Source organism: Nonomuraea jiangxiensis, assembly GCF_900099965.1.
Classification (GTDB): domain Bacteria; phylum Actinomycetota; class Actinomycetes; order Streptosporangiales; family Streptosporangiaceae; genus Nonomuraea; species Nonomuraea jiangxiensis.
In genome coordinates this window covers 350,578-367,051 of the sequence record NZ_FNDJ01000006.1, presented here as the reverse complement: position 1 = coordinate 367,051, position 16,474 = coordinate 350,578, and the positions used below count along the sequence as shown (strand labels likewise).

The window sequence follows — 16,474 nt, the reverse complement described above, 5'->3', positions numbered from 1 at the left end:
ACGGCCGGGGCACGTTCGTGTCGTCCCGGATCGGGTCGTTCGCCGGGGGCGGTGGTGTCCACATGATGGGTGGCTGGCTTCCGATCACGCTGCTGGCCGTGCCGCTGCTCGGCGCGCTCCTGCTCCTCCTCGCCCCGCACGCCCTCCGCCCGATCCTGCGCACGTACGGGCTGGTCGTCTCGGGTATCGCGCTGGCGCCGGCCGTGCTGCTCGTCGTGACGTTCGACTACGGCAGGGCTGCGGCGCCGCAGTTCGAGGTGGACGTGCCGTGGATCCCCGGCCTGGGGCTGCGCTTCCACCTCGGCGTCGACGGGATCTCGCTGCCGCTGGTCGCGCTCACGGCGCTGCTGACGTTCCTGTGCTTCGTCTACCTGTGCTGGGGCAGGACGAGGGACTCCGGGCCGTTCATGAGTGACAGGCCCCGGGCGCTCGTGTTCACGCTGCTCGTCCTCGAAGTAGGCATGATCGGTACGTTCCTCGCCCTCGACCTGCTGCTCTTTTTCGTCTTCTTCGAGATCGTGCTCATCCCGATGTACTTCCTGATCGGCATCTGGGGCGGCGAGGGACGCCGGGGGGCCGCGGTCAAGTTCATCCTCTACACCCTGCTCGGCTCGGTCGTGATGCTCCTCGGCCTGCTGATCGTCTGGGCCCAGGCCGGCACGCTCGACATCGAGGCGCTCACCGCGGCCCACGGCAGCGGAATGTCGAGATCGGTGCAGATCCTGGCGTTCGTGGCCATCGGCATCGGCCTGGCCGTCAAAACGCCGATGTGGCCGCTGCACACTTGGCTGCCCGACGCCCACACGGAGGCGCCTACCGTGGGCTCGGTGCTGCTCGCCGGCGTGCTGCTGAAGATGGGCACGTACGGTTTCGCCAGGATCGCCATCCCCGTCCTCCCGGAGGGTGCGGCGGCGGTGGCGCCGTGGCTGGGTGCGTTCGCCGTGGTCGGGATCGTCTACGGCGCCCTCGCCTGCCTCGCCCAGCGCGACCTCAAACGCATGATCGCCTACTCGTCCGTCGGCCACATGGGCTTCGTACTACTGGGCTTCGCGACGCTGACCCCGGTCGGCACCAACGGCGCCCTCTTCGCGAACGTCGCCCACGGCCTGATCACCGGCCTGCTGTTCTTCCTGGCCGGGGCGATCAAGGAACGTCACCACACCGCCGACATGCCCTCGCTGGGCGGCGGCTTGCTGGCCAGGGTGCCGCGGCTGGGCTCGGTGCTCACGTTCGCGGCGATCGCCTCGCTCGGACTGCCCGGGCTGGCCGGGTTCTGGGGGGAGATGCTGGCGCTGCTCGGGGCGTTCCAACCGGCGAACGGGCTGCCACGCGGGCTGTTCCTCACGTACATGGTGATCGGCGGCCTGGGCGCGCTCCTGACGGCGGCCTACTTCCTGGTCATGCTGTCGCGCGTCACCCACGGCCGCCCCCACGACACCACCCCGCAGCCGCTCCCCGGGACACCGGCCGGCACCCCGCGGCCCGACCCGATCCACGCCACCCCCGACGAACGCCCCACCGCCCCCGCGGCCTCGTCCGGACGGCTCCCGGCAACGATCACCCTCGACCCGAGCACCGGACCGCCCGACCCCCGGCAAGAGGACATCACCAGGCACGAACTACTGGCTTGGACCCCGCTCGTGGTCCTGACCGTGCTGTTCGGGCTCTGGCCCGGCCTCCTCCTGTCGCTCACCACCCCGGCGGTGCAGGTCCTGCTGGGAGCCGTCTCATGATCCAGCAGATCGACTACTACGTGATCGCGCCCCCGCTGGTGCTCGCCCTGGTGGCCGCTCTGGTGCTGCTGCTCGACGCGTTCCTCCCCGCCCGCCCCGGCACCAGGACGGCGCTCGGACTCGTCACCCTGGCCGGTGTGGCGATCTCCCTCGCCTTCGTCGTCGCCCAGGCGCTCAGCGGCGGTCCGCCGCGGTCGACCTTCTGCGTCCCGCCCAACCTGGCCGGGCCGGCGGGTCAGGGGCCGGCGATGTGCTCGTTCGTGGCGGATCGGTTCACGCTGGTGTTCGCGGGCATGGTGCTGGTCGCGGCCGTGGTGGTCGTCCTGATGTCGATGACCCAGCTGGCGGACGGCGGCATCCCCGTGGGCGAGTGGTATTTCCTGCTGCTCTGCACCCTCGTCGGCGCCATCACCCTGCCCGCCTCCCGTGACCTCGTCATGCTCGTGGTGGCCCTCGAACTCGTCTCGCTCCCGGTCTTCGCCCTGACCGCGATGAAACGCTACGACGGCCGCGCCTCGGAGGCGGCGGTGAAACTGTTCGTGGTGTCGGTCGTCTCGACGGCGATCATGCTGTTCGGGGTCTCACTCCTGTACGGCATCGCGGGCGCCATCTACCTGTCCCGCCTGGCGGCCGTGTTCAGCGGCCAGATCGAGGCACCGGGCGTGGACCCGGCGCTCGTCCAGGGGTTGCCCGCGGTCGTCACGGTGGGTGTGGTGCTCGTGGTGGCGGGGTTCGCGTTCAAGATCGCCGCTGTGCCGTTCCACTCGTGGGCCGCCGACGTCTATCAGGGCGCTTCCGTTCCCGTGGCCGCCCTGCTCTCGGTCATCTCCAAGGCGGCGGGGTTCGCGGGGCTGATCCTCGTACTGGTCGTGGGCCTGTCCGGGCAGGCCGCCACCTGGGCGCCCATCATCGGGATCGTCGCCGCGCTGACCATGACCGCCGGCAACCTGCTCGCCATGCGCCAGCGCTCCGCCGTACGGCTGCTGGCCTGGTCGTCCGTCGCCCAGTCCGGCTACATCCTGGCCCCCCTCGCGATCACCGCCGCCTCGGGCGCGGTCGGCACGTCCATGGCCTACCTGGTGATCTACGCCGCCATGAACCTCGGCGCGTTCGCGGTGGTCATGCTCATCTCCAGGACCGTCACCCGCAATGAGCTCGACGACTACCGGGGCCTGGCGTTCCGGAGCCCGGCGGCGGGCCTCGCGCTGGCGTTCTGCCTGGTCTGCCTGGCAGGTCTGCCGCCGGGCCTGGCCGGGCTCTTCGCCAAGGTCTTCGTCTTCCGCGAGCTCGTCGTCGGCGGCTCCGGCTGGCTGGCGTTGATCATGGCCGTCAACACCGTGATCGGCCTCTACTACTACGCCACCTGGACAGCCCGCCTGTTCACCCCAACCCCAGGAACGTCCCGGGCCCCGACCTCGCCTATCCCTTCGGCCACCGGAGAGTCCCTCCCCCCAGCATCCCCCACCCCCCACCGCCCGCCCGCCACAACGTGGCTGGCCATCGGCCTCGCCCTCGTGGTGGCCGTCCTGTTCTCGTTCGCCCCCCAGGTGGTCCTGGACATGACCTCCTTGTCCGCCTTCGGCTGACGTGCTGCTCGGGCGTGTCAACAGACATGCCGCAGCAGGCATGAAAGTCGCACTCCGCCCTCAGCTGAGCACGCCGGGGAACGAGAGCTGGGTCATCAACGTTGGATCTGATGGACCCACACCACGGAGGGGGGAACCTTGCACCACAACGGTCTGCGCACCGCCGTTCTGCTCGGAGGGCTGTCCGCGCTGATCATCACGGTGGGCGCGTGGTTGGGCGGCGGCACCGGTGCGCGACTCGCGCTCATCCTGGCCCTGGTGAGCAACGGCGTCGCCTACTTCTTCTCCGACCGCATCGCGCTGTCGGCCATGCGGGCCAGGCCGGTCAGCGAGGTCGAGCAGCCCACGCTCTACCGGATCGTGCGAGAGCTCTCCACTCAGGCGCGCCAGCCGATGCCCCGCATCTACATCTCGCCGACGGTGCAGCCGAACGCGTTCGCGACGGGCAGAAGCCCGCGCCAGGCCGCGGTCTGCGTGACGTACGGCCTCACCAAGCTGCTCGACGAGGCCGAGCTGCGCGGGGTGATCGGGCACGAGCTTTCACACGTGTACAACCGGGACATCCTCATTTCCTCCGTGGCCGGCGCACTGGCCACGATGATCACCTGGCTCAGCTACGTGGCCGTCTTCTTCGGCGGTTCGGACGACGACGAGGGTCCAGGCTTCGTGGGCGCGCTCCTGATGATGGTGCTCGGGCCGGTGGCGGCCGGGATGGTGCAACTGGCGATCTCCCGTACGCGGGAATTCCAGGCCGACGAATCGGGCGCCAGACTCACGGGCGACCCGCTCGCACTGGCCTCCGCGCTTCGCAAGATCGAGATGGGCGCCCGCCGGCTGCCGCTCCCCGAGAACAGCCGCCTCACCTCGGCCTCCCACATGATGATCGCCAACCCGTTCAGCGGCTCGGGCTTCGGCCGCCTGTTCTCCACCCACCCGCCCACCTCCGAGCGAGTCGCCCGCCTGGAGCGCATGGCCGGCTACCGCCGCTGACCCACGGGCCCGAGTACGGACAGATCCTGGCTGACCGGCATGAGATCCACCCTCCACCCCGTCCCGCCGATCGGCCGCCTTCACCCCCCAACCCGCCCCATAACCCTCAAACCCGCCGCCGATGCCCTCATTTGACCTTCCCGCTGCCGACAGGCGGGCAGCGGGAGACAACTGCCCGCCCCGGGCAGGGGGGAGCCCCGGCTCGCCTACGGACTCGTACGGACTGCTCGTCTCCGGCTCAACCCTGCCGACAGCGCCGCTCATAGCGGGCCCTACGCGAGTTCCCCGCCCTTCGTGATCTTCCGCAAGATCGCCGCGAGGTCCTCGGGAAAGAACGTCTCCTGGGTACTTTCGAGCTCCTCGACACTCCACCACCGGTAGGCGGTCGTCGTGTCCTTCTCGATCTGCTCCATGTGATCGAACGACACGGCGGCATTGCCCACCCGGATAGCGAAGAAGGTCTGATCCTGGGTGATGGCGTACTGGCCCCAGGAGAACTCGATCGTGCCGCTCCCGTACGGTCCGGTGAAGTCCGCAGCCTCGACGCGGATCCCGGCCTCCTCGTACAGTTCCCGCGCCGCCGCCTCCTGCAGAGTCTCACCGTCCTCCAGGGCCCCGCCGATGGTGAACCAGAACGGCCGATCAGCGTTCGCGGGCTCGAACCCGTAGAGCAGAAGCACCCGGCCTTGGTCGTCAACAGGCAGGGCACGCGCCGTAACCCGGCGCAGGGGGATCTTTGTCACGACTAATGAGCTTACGATCCAACCCCGCCAACCCCGCCGGCCCCACCGGACGCACCGCGACTCAACGCCCCATCCCCCCAGCCACAGTTCCAGGGAACGTCCACAACACCCCTGACAACACGATCAGCGCGCCGGCCCACCCCGACCCCCACGAGCCCTGGAACCCGAAGCTAGAACGCCCAACAACACGTCCCCTCCTCCCACAGCAAAATCTCGCCCAACACCTGCGAGGGAGGCCAGATAGGACGACAGCGGGAGCACGGTACGTACTGAGCAGCGAAGGCGTGAACAGCGCGATGCGGACCGACACCGACGATGACTCTGGGCCACTCCACACGGCCGATCACGCGTAGTGCCAACACACGTACACGCGTGTCCCGGAGTGGCCCAAATCCCAAGAGCGCACACGAACGATCGCGGACCCCGCCCATGACGGCATCCATGGCCCGGTGTGCATGTCGTACAAGGTTCGAAGGGCGCGTACGTGCACGTGAAGCGCGGCGCGGCCCCAAGATCGGAGCATGAAGCCAAGCAGGCCGGCCGCAGGCTCGCGCGCCGCTCCACTACCTGTAGTTCACAAACTGCAGGGCGATGTCCAGGTCCTTCCCCTTGAGGAGAGAAATGACATCCTGCAGGTCATCCTTCTTCTTCGAGCTGACTCGCAGCTCCTCGCCCTGAATCTGCGCCTTGACCCCCTTGGGACCCTCGTCGCGGATCATCTTGGAGATCTTCTTGGCGTGCTCCTGGTCGATACCCTCCTTGAGGCTGACCAGCATGCGGTATTCCTTGCCCGACAACTTGGGCTCGCCCGCATCGATGATCTTCAGGGACAGCCCTCGCTTGACCACCTTCTCCTTGAACACGTCGAGTGCGGCGTTCGCCCGCTCCTCGCTGTTCGCCTTGATTTCGATGTTGTCCTGACCGGACCAGCTGATGGCCGCCCCGGTGCCCTTGAAGTCGAAGCGGTGCCCGATCTCCTTGACCGTCTGGTTCAGAGCGTTGTCGACCTCCTGACGGTCGATCTTGCTGACGATGTCGAAAGACGAATCGGCCAAAACACCCATCCTCTCAGCTGCGAAAGCATCCTGCGGATCCTGCTTCCCGGCGTACGCGAGTGGACCCAGCGAACGAGCCTAGCCAGCATCGGCGCGCTGTGCAGGACCCCAACCCCTTGCCCACCCGTGTACAGCAAAGGATCCCGTTTCACACCTCACCTACGGTTTCACACGGATCGATACCAATCACGCGGTTAACCCGCCGCCACATTCCCCCACCCCGGCACCAAACCCTAAAGATCGCCCCGGACCACCCAACCCACCCCCCTGCCCCGACCCGCTCCACAACCCCAGCCCCACCGCCGCTTGGGCCTAACCAAAGCCCCCGACCCGTCCCTCGCCACCCCATCCTTCCCCCCAGTACTCACACGCCGCAGCCGCCCCCTGTTTCGGCGCAGCCGCTAACCATGATCCAGTACGGACAAACTGGTGTCACGTACACCTCGGAAGTCCGCTATCCTTCTGTCTGTCGCCGCGAGAGCGGATGGCACGGCAGGTTGCCCGAGTGGCCAAAGGGAGCGGTCTGTAAAACCGTCGGCTCAGCCTACGCAAGTTCGAACCTTGCACCTGCCACCAGCAGTAAGTGCAGCTCAGAGGCCCTTCGGGGCCTCTTCTGCGTTTCAGGGGTGTGCAGCCAGATGCCGCTCTGAGTGGCCTGTTGTCGCTGGTCCACCAATATACGTGCAATGATCTTGAGCACGTTTCCGCAGGTCGGCTGCTGGTTTCGGCCAATACGCGGCCAAGAAGAAGAGCCCCGGTGATCGGCCGGGGCTCTGGGGACGGTTGGGACGTGGTCATGCGGTGAGGGCGTCGCCGATCCGCTTGTTGGCGATCTCCTGTTGGCCATCGATGCACTTGGCGTAGACCCTCAGGAGAACATCGACGCCGTGGCCCGCTCGTTCGGCCACGTCCGGGGCTGAGACACCTGCGTTGAGCCAGAGCGAGACAGCCGCGTGCCGGAGATCGTAGGGGCGCTTGGCGAGTGGAGAGGCGACCTGGACGGGCGTGAATGCCAGGAGGCGGGCGTCCTGCCAGACCTCGGTGTAGGCGGTCGAGGCCACGACGCCGCCTCGCTCGCTGCGGAAGATCCGGCCGTCCTTGGCGGCCCCGTACTCGGCGATGTGCTCGCGGAGGATCTTGACCAGCTCCGGCGGGATGGGAACGGGGCGGACGTCCTGTCTGCCCCGGTGCTTGAGGCCGCGTTCTTCGTGGGCGTCCCCGCTGTCGGTCCACTGGGTGTTGACCTCTGGGCGGGATACGTCGATGGTGAGCCGTCCCCAGCCTGAGACGGGCAGGTGGCAGTCCTGGAGGCGGAGGCCGACCGCTTCGGCCGGGCGTAGGGCGGCGTAGTACATGCAGGCGAAGAGAGCCATCAGCCGCCGGCCTCTGCCGCGTCGTCCGACGTAGGTCACCGCGGTCAGCAGCTCTTGCGCCTGGCGCGGATTCACCACGACGCGCGGGTCTACCGTCTCGGTGGTCTTGGGCGGCTTCCACCTGACCTTGTGCAGCGGATTTGCCGAAAGCTCCTCCAGCTCCACCGCGTACTCAAGGAGGGCATGGAAGACAGCGCGCTTGCGGGCGATCGTCGTGGAGGCTGCGGCCTGGCCGTCGAGGCACAAGGTCAGGGCGTGGAGGGCGAGCCGTACTGTCTTGGCCTCTTCCAGGCTTGCCAGGTCGAGCGAGGCCGCTTTCAGCCAGGCCACCGCAGCGGCGTGTTGCTGCAGGGCGTTCGGTCGCTTGTCCTCGGGCAGAAGGAGGCACTTGCGGAGAGCTACGCGCAGCTCGCGAGCGTCCGGGCGGCCCGCTCGTTCCTCGGTCAGTGCAGGCAGGACCGTCGCGAGGGCGTCGGACATACTGTCTCTACTCTTGGCCGCCGCGTGTGGCCACTTCATCTCTATGAACGCCTGGGCGAATTCCAGGACGCTCCTGGCATCCTTGGCCTTGAGCATGGATGCCGGAAGCCCGGAGTCCACATCGAACGCTTCACCGCGTTTGGCGGCTTGCCGCAGGTCGGAGAGGAAGCTCTCGGCCAAGGCCTTGGTTCGGTAGGTCTTGGAGGAGCGCTTCCGGGCGACGGACCAGCGGACCACGTATGACGGGGTCTTGCTGGATTTGTTGCGGGCGATCTCGAAGAACTTCACGTCGTAGGAGGTCGTCATGCGGTGCTCCTGAGGGATTGGAGCCAGGCGTTGAGGTCGCTGCGGTAGATGCGGAGTTCGCCGTTGGGCAGGCGGATGCCCTCTGGTGCCTTGCCGATCTCGCGCCAGCGGTAGAAAGTTCGGCGGGAGACGCCGCCGAGCTCGTCGAGGACTTGGCGGACGGTCAGCAGCTCGTCTCGCGTGGTCATGCGGCTCTCCCCGTGTCCTTGGTTGCCGAAAGATCTTGTCCGGTTGCTCTGGCTTCCAGTTCGCGGAGGTGGGCTCGCCAGCGTTGCCGTTCGTGGACCGATCGGAGGAGGCGGACGGCGAGCGGTGCGATGTTGGCGTCTCCGGCCGGGACGGGTTTCCAGACGTAGCGGTGTGGGTCGGTAGGTTCGTTAGGTTGGCCGAGGGCTTCCAGGACCCAGGTGCGGCGGTCCTGCTTGTGTTCGGCGAGGGTCTTGTTGGACCACTTGCGGGAGACCAGGACGCGGCGTCCGGCGTAGCCGAGGTGGTCGGGCTTGTGCGCCTTGCTGCGGCACTGGCCGGGAGTCATGCCCGGCTTGGCGCCCTTGGGCTGGACGCCGTAGCGCAGCCAGTTCGGGCAGGCCGGGGAGCAGGGTTCGAAGCGCAGCGCCTCAGCCAGTCGTGCGGCGTGGTCGCGCTGGGCCTGGTCGTCCGGGTCGAGGCTGTCACCGAGTGACTTGGTGAGGTACTTGGACAGGTAGCGGATGCACTGGTCGGCGTCCGGGCTGCCCGCGAGCACGCCTTGCACGTCCACTTGGGCGCCGAAGCGGATCACATGCAGGGGATCGGCCGTCTCGTCCGTGTCGAGCTGGTCGAGCGCCTGGTCCCAGGTGGGCAGCACCTCGCCCGTGCTGGGGTCGAGGTAGCCCGTGCCGTCCTCCCAGACGGGCAGGTGGTCACCGTCGAAGACGACCCGGTCGGCCGCCGGCCACCAGACCTGGTGGTAGGTGGCGGCGGCTATCTGCTTGATTTCCGCGCGTGGCAGGGTTCCGCGGATGGCCATGTGCAGGTGCGGCGCGAGCCGCTTCTGAGGCTCCACAGCGGCGAAGTACTGCACGTCGTAACCAGCGACGCGGCGCAGGTTCTGCACGAAGCGGTCGATGAGCTTGGAGAAGTGCAGCGCGTCACGGGCAGCCCGCGCGTAGTCGTAGGTGTCGGGATCGACAGGAACGCCGTTCTTGACCTTGCCGTAGGACGGGAGGGTGAGTGTCACGAACAATGAAGGCCGGTAGATCTTGCCGTCCGAACTGGTGAAGGTCCGCCCGAGCGTGGAGTTGATCATCTTGCGCTTGGGCAGTTCGGGAGCATCCTGCCGCCGCTTGGTCGAGCGGTTGCGTTTGGGGACGGTCCGGCCGAGGACGTTGCCACGCATGCCCGCCGCATTGATCTCCTCGTCCAGCCCGTCGATCAGCTCGTCCAGGTCGGTGGTGTCCTGGCCTTCCTGGTCGGCCTGGTCGCGTTGGGCCTGGACGTCGGCGCGGAACTCGACCAGCCAGCGTTGTTCGTCGTTCGGTTCGTCCGGGGTGATGGTCGGCTCCTGGTCGAGGTGCCAGCCTTCCCGGCATTGGGCCATGCGCAGGTGCCGGTTGCGCTTGGCGCACGGTGGGCACTTGGCCTCCAGGGTGGCTCCGCACGGGACGTCGATGATCTCCCAGAGGCCGGTGTGGGTGTCGAGCCGCTTGAGCGGGACGGGCCGGATGCACACCCCGTACTGCTTGGCGACCTCTTCGGCCACGTCGCGGGCCAGGGGCATGGCCAGTCGTTCGGCGCGAGGCAGCGCGCGGTCGTAGGTCACAGCTCCTCCCCATGGTGGTCGATGAGGGCGCCTTGGCCGCACTCGCGGCACTCGACCAGGCCCGCCGCCAGGTCCAGCCAGAGCGTGTTGTCGCTCAGGCAGGCCGAGCAGCGCAGCCCGTCCAGGAGGCAGGAGAGCTCACGCATGGTCGCTGCCCTCCGTCTCGGCCAGCTCGGCGCACAGCCGGTAGAGGCCCTCGTATGGGTGACGGCTGATGCGGGTGTGGAAGACCTCGAACGCTCGCACGCGAGGTAGATCACGGACGGTGAGCATGACGAGGACCGAACGTCCTGCCACCAGCTCGATCTCTTCGGCGGTGCCGTGGAAGCAGACCTTCATCAGACGTCCTCTCCGGCAGCGAAGGCGTCGGCCATGGCGCGGATGTCGGTGTCGGAGACGTAGGTCGCGCGGACGCGGATCGGGTCGGGCGAGGCTTCCAGCCGGACGTAGCCGACGCCGGCACCCAGTCCGGGGACGGGTGAGATGTGGTCGGCCAGTGCTCCCCGGTCCCGTGCGCCGTCGCCGAGGACCATGTCCACCTGTTCGGACTCGTCCAGCCGGAGTGCGATCTTGTCGGGGAACAGGTTGCGGATGTTCATGACTTCCTTGCGGGGGTCCTGGAGCGCCGCCAGGACTCCCACGCCCACCGCGCGGCCCTGCGTGGTGAGGGTGGCCAGCGCGGCCGAGATCCGCCGTCTCAGCTCTCTGTCGGATTGGTAGGCGGTCAGGAACGCGACCTCGTCGACCACGACCAGCACGAAGGGGTCATCCACTGTCGGGGTGTGGGAGCGCTGAATACCGGCGAAGCGGGCAGCGCGTTTCTGCATGACGCTTACGGCCTGGTCGAGGAGATCGGCGCAGTCTTCAGGGGTGGCCGCGTATCGGTCGCCGAACAGGGCACGTCCGTAGGACAGTTCCATCAGCTTGGGATCCAGAGCCCAGATCTCGACCAGGCCCGCGCGGACGGCCGGGAGGAGCCCGCGGATGGCAGACCAGATGATGGAACCCTTGCCCGCCCCGGTGGCGCCCGCGACCAGGACGTGTGTGCCGTGCACCTTGAGCAGCCATGGCCGCCCGTCTTCCTGCTTGCCGATCTCGACCGGCCCTGCGGTTGGCGAGTCAGGCACAGGAAGCGCCGGGATGCGTTCGGCCAGCGGGTCATGCCGGGGAAAGGTGAGCGTGAGACGACCGCCCCGTGACAGCGCCACCCGGCACGACGCGGAGCCGAACCCTTGGGCGAGGTGGTCGAGGCGATCGGCCCAGTCCTTGACCGACTGTCCTTTGAGCATGCGGACGGCGACGAGGTCGGCCCACGGGGTGCAGGTGACCTTGCCGAGCCGGGGGAGGTAGTCACGGCCCCACAGGTGCCTGCCGAGACCGGAGACGATCATGACGGGTTGCCAGTGCCGCCGGTAGACCCAGACGAGCCGCCACCAGGCCAGCAGTCGCCAGCCGATCAGACGGACGAAGCTGGTCCAGTGGGTCAGGGCCCAGGCCGCCAGACCTGCCGGGGCGGGTGCCGTGAGCAGCAGCGCCGTCTGCCAGCCGTACAGCAGTGTGAGGACGACGGGGGTGAGCGTCGCGAGCATGGCGACGGGATGCCGCCACAGGAGCCGGATGAGTCCGGCGAGGAGACGCCAGGCGAAGATGATCAGAGTCAGGATGGCGGGGGTCTGGATGACGGCCGGTCGGAAGACGACGGCCGTGTCGGGAGTGGTGGTGACGAGGTTGCGTGCCTCGTCGCCAGGCAGCCGCTTGAACATATGCTGGGAACCTCTCGTGAGTGAGATCAGGGAGAACCGAGGGGCCGCCGGAAGTTGCCGCTTCCAGCGGCCCCGCCTTGTCTGTCAGGACGCCGTCTGGTCGTGTTCGGCGTGCAGGCGCTCGCAGTCGGCCAGGTACTGGGCGGCGGCGGTGAAGATCTCGCGGGCGATGGCCAGGTCGGCGTTGGAGACCGGCCCAGCTCCGGTGGTGGAGACGGCGACCTTGGCGTCCCGGCTGATGATCGACAGGGACGGACGGCGCTCGTTGATCACGCTGGATCGGGCCTGCAGGCCGCTCGTGTAGAAGGAGACATCCACGTGCGTGGGCTCGTCCGGCTCCATCGAGAGCGTGACGTAGGTGTAGGGGCCGAAGTTCACGCCGCCGCCTCCTTGCCGACGGGAGCCTGCTTGGTGCGCGGCGGGCGCATCGCCGTCGCCCGGATGGAGTAAGCCAGCCGCCCGGTCTGACCGACGTACGGCGTGACGGTCATCCCGACGAACTCCACGGGCGTGATCGGGAGGCCGGGCACGGCGGGCGGCGCGGTGGGTTCGGTCTCGGACAGGATCTTGACCGCGACCGTCTTCTGGGACGCCTTGACGGTCGGGTCGCCGTCCATGACCGGGACCTGCCAGACCGGCTGTCCGGTCGTCTTGTCCTTGGCGTAGACGGTCCTGCCGTTGGTCGAGGCGTCGAAGTCCTTGACCTGCTCGGCCTGACCCACGAGGAAACAGCCGTGCGGGAAGACCTGGTCGAAGCTGATCGGGATGGGTCCCTGGATTGCCATGTGGTTCCTCTCGTTAGCGGGGGAGAGCGGTCATTCGCTCGTCCACTTGTACGCATGAGTTGAGAGTAAGTCCGCCAACTCGTCCGCACAAGTGGTTATGGCGGAGGGATGGGGTAAGACTTAGCTAACCTTGAAGACATCCTCAAGCTCATGCAGGCCGCCAGGTAGCGCCAGGCTCATGGCCAGCAGCACGGCACCCGCCGGGTCATGCACGGTCGCCAGCACGCCGAGCACCGGGTTGGACGACCCCAGCAACTCGGCTTCCTCCCTGGTCGGCTTCCGCGCGGACAGCCGCTCAGTGATGTGATCGAACCGCAGATGCTTGACCGCCTGAAGATGCCGGCGGATGCCGTTCCGCAACGGCTCCGGCTTGTCCAGATCGGTGCCCACCGCGATCTCCAACGGAACCCACACCGTCTCCACCGCCGACGCGACATCCCCCTGGCGAGTCACTCGCTTGCGCATGACCACCGGCGTCCGTTCGGCCACACTGAGGAGGCGAGCGACATGCCGAGGGGCCGGAACGTGCGCCACCTCAACAAGGCTGTCAGCGCTCTCACCCTGTTCCGCCGTGCTCAGGCTCGGCCGGACACGATCGGCCCCGCTGTCGGGACGCCCCTTCACGAACGAGCCGCGCCCATGCTCGCGCTCGATCCACCCCTGCATGGCCAGGGTCTGGAGTGCCCGAACCACGGTAGTGCGGCCCATGCCCAGTTCGCGCACCAACTGAGTCTCGGACGGCAGCATGTCACCCGGCGCGTACTCGCCCGACTCGATCCGGTCCTGAATCGTCCGCATGACCTGGGCGTATTTCGGCGGGGCGAAATCCATGCTCATCTTGGCCGTCCGTTCACTCTTGCGCTCGTCCGCACAAGTACAGTACTGGCTGAGAGATGACCTGTCAGGGCCCTTTCAGGCAAGTCTTCTATAGTCCGGCACGGGCCTTGTACCAGCGCCGAACGCACGCTGAGCAGGAGGACGAGCAGGTCGGGGCGAACGGCACGTGCCACGTACCGATCATCACCGGACGGACCGACACCCCACACCAGGCCATCGTGCCATCCGTCCGCACCGCATGCTGCACCAGCACGGAGCCTCGCCGGACGGCTTCCACTCCGCATCCCCAGAAGGCATTTGCGCTCATGGCTCGATCTCGCGGACGAAATCGGCCAGTGGGGTGAACGCCGCATGCGCGGCCCGCAGATCCACGTAGTACATGGCCACACGCTGAGCGGCCCGTACCGGGTCAATCGCGGGATGCCAGGCATAGATAACTCGCCGACGTGTGGCATTCCAGCCCGTGCGCCACCAGAAATTCTGACCGTCGCACCACACCACCAGGCCGACCCAGACCGATACGAGCGCGAGCCCGTACCCGTCGTGAACATCAGCGACGACTCCTTTACTCGCCAGCGCTTGCCGGAGAAGTTCGGCGGAATGAGCCGGATCTATCGTGATCATTTTTGCCGTGTTCATTCGGCCACCCGCGTGAATCGCACCATGCCCGCCGAGTCGAGGGAAGCGTGGAAGATCTCCTGGCGGAAGTGGTCGTCGGGGAGGGCGCCGAAGTCGCGGACGCTGTGCACGATGCGCCCCCGCACGGCAGCGTCCTCAGGCATGCCCCGCATCGCCTTGCGCAGCTCGTCCATGGCGGTGGCCTGGAACGGGCTCGCCCCACACGGCCCCAGTCCCTCGCCCTGGCCGATGGTGATGCGGACTTCCCACTCGAACAGCTCACCCCGCGCGCCGCCCTGGTCGAGGCCGTCACAGTGCAGGCAGTCTTCCTTGACGGACGCGGCCATGCCCAACCGCGATGCCGCAGCATGGCCGCGCCGGGTGACGATCTTCCATCCTCGGCCGTCGCATTCGGTGCACCTGACTGGAGTTGTCATGCCCGACAGCATGAGGAGCCAGACCGTTTATACATATCCCACGGCGTTATACAGCGGAGGCATATAGGGTCGGCGGCATCTCAATGCACCACCTGGGAGCCGACTTCCGGAGGACCGCATGCGTAAAACCGCTTTCGACCCGATCGACATACCAGAATGGGTGTGGGATCGCGACGAAAGCCGCGAAATCCTAAGAAGACGCGATATCGCTGGGCTATTCCGCCTCGTCGCGAAATACGCCGGGCTCAGCCAGGTACGCATCGCATCAGCAACAGAGATCGCACAACCCCGAGTCAGCAAGATCATCAACGGGACCGCGGGCCCCATCGAGGAGCTCGCGGTATTCGAGCGCATCGCCACCGGACTCGGCCTGCCCGACCACGCCCGCATGCTTCTCGGCCTGGCCCCGCTGGACCTCGCCTCACCGACCGGTGATCACGACGACGAGCACCAGGAGCAGACCAGCGAACTCGCCGCCCGCTTGGACGCCGCCTCAGCCATCGACCCCACGATGGTCATGATCCTCACGACGGACACCAACAACCTTCGCCTCCAGGATCGCCGCATCGGCGGGCCGGCCATCGCCGACAAGATGCGCGCCCAGATGGCCCAGATCGAACGCGCCCACCACCACGCCGTGCGCCCTCAGATCCGCGCCCAACTCGCCCACCTCCTCGCCGAGACCGCGTCACTGGCCGGATGGCAGGCCATCAACACCGTCGCCCTCAACGACGCCTGGAACCACTACGAACGCGCCAAGGCCGCCGCACGGGAAGCCGACGACCCCGCCGTCCTCGCCTACGTCTCCGGAGAGCAGGCATATGTCCTCATGGACCTGGGAAGACCGGCCGAAGCCGCAGAGCTCCTCCAGTACATCCACGCCACCCACCGCGACCACGTCCCCGCCCGCCTCAGAACCTGGCTGGCAGCAGCCGAAGCAGAAGCCGCCGCCGTCCTCGGCGACGAGGGCGCATGCCGTCGCGCACTCGACCAGGCTGCCGCAGTCCTCCCCGAAGGGGACGGCGACCCCGAGACGCCTTACCTGTCGATCAACGTCCACCATTTCACCCGCTGGAGAGGCGCCTGCCTGCTCCGCTTCGGCGACCCCAGCATCGTCGAGGACCTTCGTTCAGCACTGGCCGGAATGGATGGCACCTACAACCGCGCCGAATCCGGCGTCCGCTGCGACCTGGGACATGCCCTCCTTGCGGTTGGCGAGCCGGAAGCCGCCCAACCACACATTCAGCGCGCGCAGAAACTCGCCACCATGACCGGCTCCCGGCGTCAACGTCGCCGCATCGAGGAACTGTCTCGTGCGGTCAACCGTGCCCTTGGCCGTTGAGCCGGTGCTGAGCCTGGAGAAGACCGACCAACGTTCCGGACGTCCAGATGTCACCGCGGGCGATCATGCCGGGGATCTCCGACATCGGAACCCACTCGATCCGGTCGGCCTCCACCTCACCCTCAGGCTTGCCCACCAACTCGGCCCCACGCGCCAGGAACAGGATGTGCTCGGAGTCCACCATGCCGGCCATCGGCTGATAGCTCACCAGATACTCGACCTGCTTGGGCCGATACCCCGTCTCCTCCTCCACCTCCCGCGCAGCAGTCGTCAGCGGGTCCTCACCCGCCTCGACCAGGCCGCCGGGGAGCTCCCATCCCCATCGGTCGAACACGAACCGATGCCGCCACATCAGCAGAACCCGATCCTGCTCATCGACAACGACCGCGATGGCAGCCCGATCCAGATGCACCACATGATGCTCGAACCGCTCTCCGCCGGGGATCTCCACATCGGCCAGCCCCAGCCGAATCCACCGGTTGTCGTAGATCAGCCGTTCCCCGTGCACGACCCAGCGCGTCAGTTCAGCGTCATCAGCCACACCGTGAAACTACCGGCTCGCGCCCTCTTCCGTACAGGAGCTGTAGCAAATAGCCATACCTTGTAATGCTCGGAGTAGCAGCAC

18 protein-coding genes and 1 tRNA gene are annotated in these 16,474 nt (G+C 67.4%); 5 read left to right on the top strand and 14 right to left on the bottom strand.

The window, feature by feature from the left end; translation table 11 throughout:
- The first annotated feature begins 62 nt into the window (after positions 1-62).
- From BLS95_RS16085 to htpX, 3 genes are all read left to right on the top strand, one after another.
- Entirely contained in the window at positions 63-1,733 is a 1,671-nt protein-coding gene (locus tag BLS95_RS16085; RefSeq protein ID WP_090931849.1) for a complex I subunit 4 family protein, read from the top strand.
- Positions 1,730-3,319 carry an NADH-quinone oxidoreductase subunit N gene (locus BLS95_RS16080; RefSeq protein WP_090931846.1) on the top strand — a complete coding sequence of 530 codons (1,590 nt, stop codon included), beginning with the start codon at positions 1,730-1,732 and terminating at the stop codon, positions 3,317-3,319. Before BLS95_RS16085 ends, BLS95_RS16080 begins: the two co-directional genes overlap by 4 nt.
- 138 nt (positions 3,320-3,457) lie before the next feature.
- Entirely contained in the window at positions 3,458-4,309 is an 852-nt protein-coding gene (htpX, locus tag BLS95_RS16075; RefSeq protein WP_090931844.1) for a zinc metalloprotease HtpX, read from the top strand.
- A 272-nt stretch (positions 4,310-4,581) separates the two neighbouring features.
- Here the strand turns inward: htpX and BLS95_RS16070 are convergent, their stop codons facing one another.
- Positions 4,582-5,052, bottom strand: a complete 471-nt coding sequence (locus tag BLS95_RS16070; RefSeq protein WP_176993217.1) for an NUDIX hydrolase — start codon at positions 5,050-5,052, stop codon at positions 4,582-4,584.
- Between the two features lie 563 nt (positions 5,053-5,615).
- Positions 5,616-6,116, bottom strand: coding sequence for a YajQ family cyclic di-GMP-binding protein (locus BLS95_RS16065; protein ID WP_218135793.1), 501 nt, complete (start codon positions 6,114-6,116; stop codon positions 5,616-5,618).
- A gap of 482 nt (positions 6,117-6,598) precedes the next feature.
- Here BLS95_RS16065 and BLS95_RS16060 point away from each other — a divergent pair.
- Positions 6,599-6,683 (top strand) — tRNA-Tyr (locus BLS95_RS16060).
- A gap of 218 nt (positions 6,684-6,901) precedes the next feature.
- On the opposite strand, the gene BLS95_RS16055 is transcribed toward BLS95_RS16060, so the two are convergent.
- The 11 genes from BLS95_RS16055 to BLS95_RS16015 form a co-directional block, all read right to left on the bottom strand.
- Positions 6,902-8,266: a tyrosine-type recombinase/integrase gene (locus tag BLS95_RS16055; RefSeq protein WP_090931838.1), complete on the bottom strand. Its 1,365-nt coding sequence runs from the start codon at positions 8,264-8,266 to the stop codon at positions 6,902-6,904.
- Positions 8,263-8,454 carry a helix-turn-helix transcriptional regulator gene (locus tag BLS95_RS16050; protein WP_090931836.1) on the bottom strand — a complete coding sequence of 64 codons (192 nt, stop codon included), beginning with the start codon at positions 8,452-8,454 and terminating at the stop codon, positions 8,263-8,265. Before BLS95_RS16050 ends, BLS95_RS16055 begins: the two co-directional genes overlap by 4 nt.
- Complete coding sequence (locus BLS95_RS16045; protein ID WP_090932070.1) at positions 8,451-10,025, bottom strand: replication initiator; 1,575 nt, start codon at positions 10,023-10,025, stop codon at positions 8,451-8,453. The genes BLS95_RS16050 and BLS95_RS16045 overlap by 4 nt, the downstream gene beginning before the upstream one ends.
- 38 nt (positions 10,026-10,063) lie before the next feature.
- Positions 10,064-10,213: a hypothetical protein gene (locus BLS95_RS55700; RefSeq protein ID WP_176993216.1), complete on the bottom strand. Its 150-nt coding sequence runs from the start codon at positions 10,211-10,213 to the stop codon at positions 10,064-10,066.
- On the bottom strand, positions 10,206-10,406 hold the full coding sequence (locus tag BLS95_RS16040; RefSeq protein WP_090931834.1) for a hypothetical protein: 201 nt from the start codon (positions 10,404-10,406) through the stop codon (positions 10,206-10,208). The genes BLS95_RS55700 and BLS95_RS16040 overlap by 8 nt, the downstream gene beginning before the upstream one ends.
- A complete protein-coding gene (locus tag BLS95_RS16035) occupies positions 10,406-11,830 on the bottom strand; it encodes an FtsK/SpoIIIE domain-containing protein (RefSeq protein WP_090931832.1) in 1,425 nt (474 codons plus the stop codon). Before BLS95_RS16035 ends, BLS95_RS16040 begins: the two co-directional genes overlap by 1 nt.
- 84 nt (positions 11,831-11,914) lie before the next feature.
- Positions 11,915-12,208, bottom strand: coding sequence for a hypothetical protein (locus BLS95_RS16030; protein WP_090931830.1), 294 nt, complete (start codon positions 12,206-12,208; stop codon positions 11,915-11,917).
- Complete coding sequence (locus tag BLS95_RS16025) at positions 12,205-12,615, bottom strand: plasmid replication, integration and excision activator (RefSeq protein ID WP_090931828.1); 411 nt, start codon at positions 12,613-12,615, stop codon at positions 12,205-12,207. Before BLS95_RS16025 ends, BLS95_RS16030 begins: the two co-directional genes overlap by 4 nt.
- A gap of 120 nt (positions 12,616-12,735) precedes the next feature.
- On the bottom strand, positions 12,736-13,452 hold the full coding sequence (locus tag BLS95_RS16020; protein ID WP_090931827.1) for a GntR family transcriptional regulator: 717 nt from the start codon (positions 13,450-13,452) through the stop codon (positions 12,736-12,738).
- Between the two features lie 303 nt (positions 13,453-13,755).
- Positions 13,756-14,091 (bottom strand): hypothetical protein, encoded by a 336-nt coding sequence (locus BLS95_RS54170; RefSeq protein ID WP_143043730.1) that lies wholly within the window; start codon positions 14,089-14,091, stop codon positions 13,756-13,758.
- Positions 14,088-14,507: a hypothetical protein gene (locus tag BLS95_RS16015; protein WP_245765072.1), complete on the bottom strand. Its 420-nt coding sequence runs from the start codon at positions 14,505-14,507 to the stop codon at positions 14,088-14,090. The genes BLS95_RS54170 and BLS95_RS16015 overlap by 4 nt, the downstream gene beginning before the upstream one ends.
- A 118-nt stretch (positions 14,508-14,625) precedes the next feature.
- On the opposite strand from BLS95_RS16015, the gene BLS95_RS16010 reads away from it, so the two are divergent.
- Positions 14,626-15,849 carry a helix-turn-helix domain-containing protein gene (locus BLS95_RS16010; protein WP_090931823.1) on the top strand — a complete coding sequence of 408 codons (1,224 nt, stop codon included), beginning with the start codon at positions 14,626-14,628 and terminating at the stop codon, positions 15,847-15,849.
- On the opposite strand, the gene BLS95_RS16005 is transcribed toward BLS95_RS16010, so the two are convergent.
- Positions 15,827-16,390 carry an NUDIX hydrolase gene (locus tag BLS95_RS16005; RefSeq protein ID WP_090931821.1) on the bottom strand — a complete coding sequence of 188 codons (564 nt, stop codon included), beginning with the start codon at positions 16,388-16,390 and terminating at the stop codon, positions 15,827-15,829. The two genes, BLS95_RS16010 and BLS95_RS16005, sit on opposite strands and share 23 nt — an antisense overlap.
- Positions 16,391-16,474: the final 84 nt, after the last annotated feature.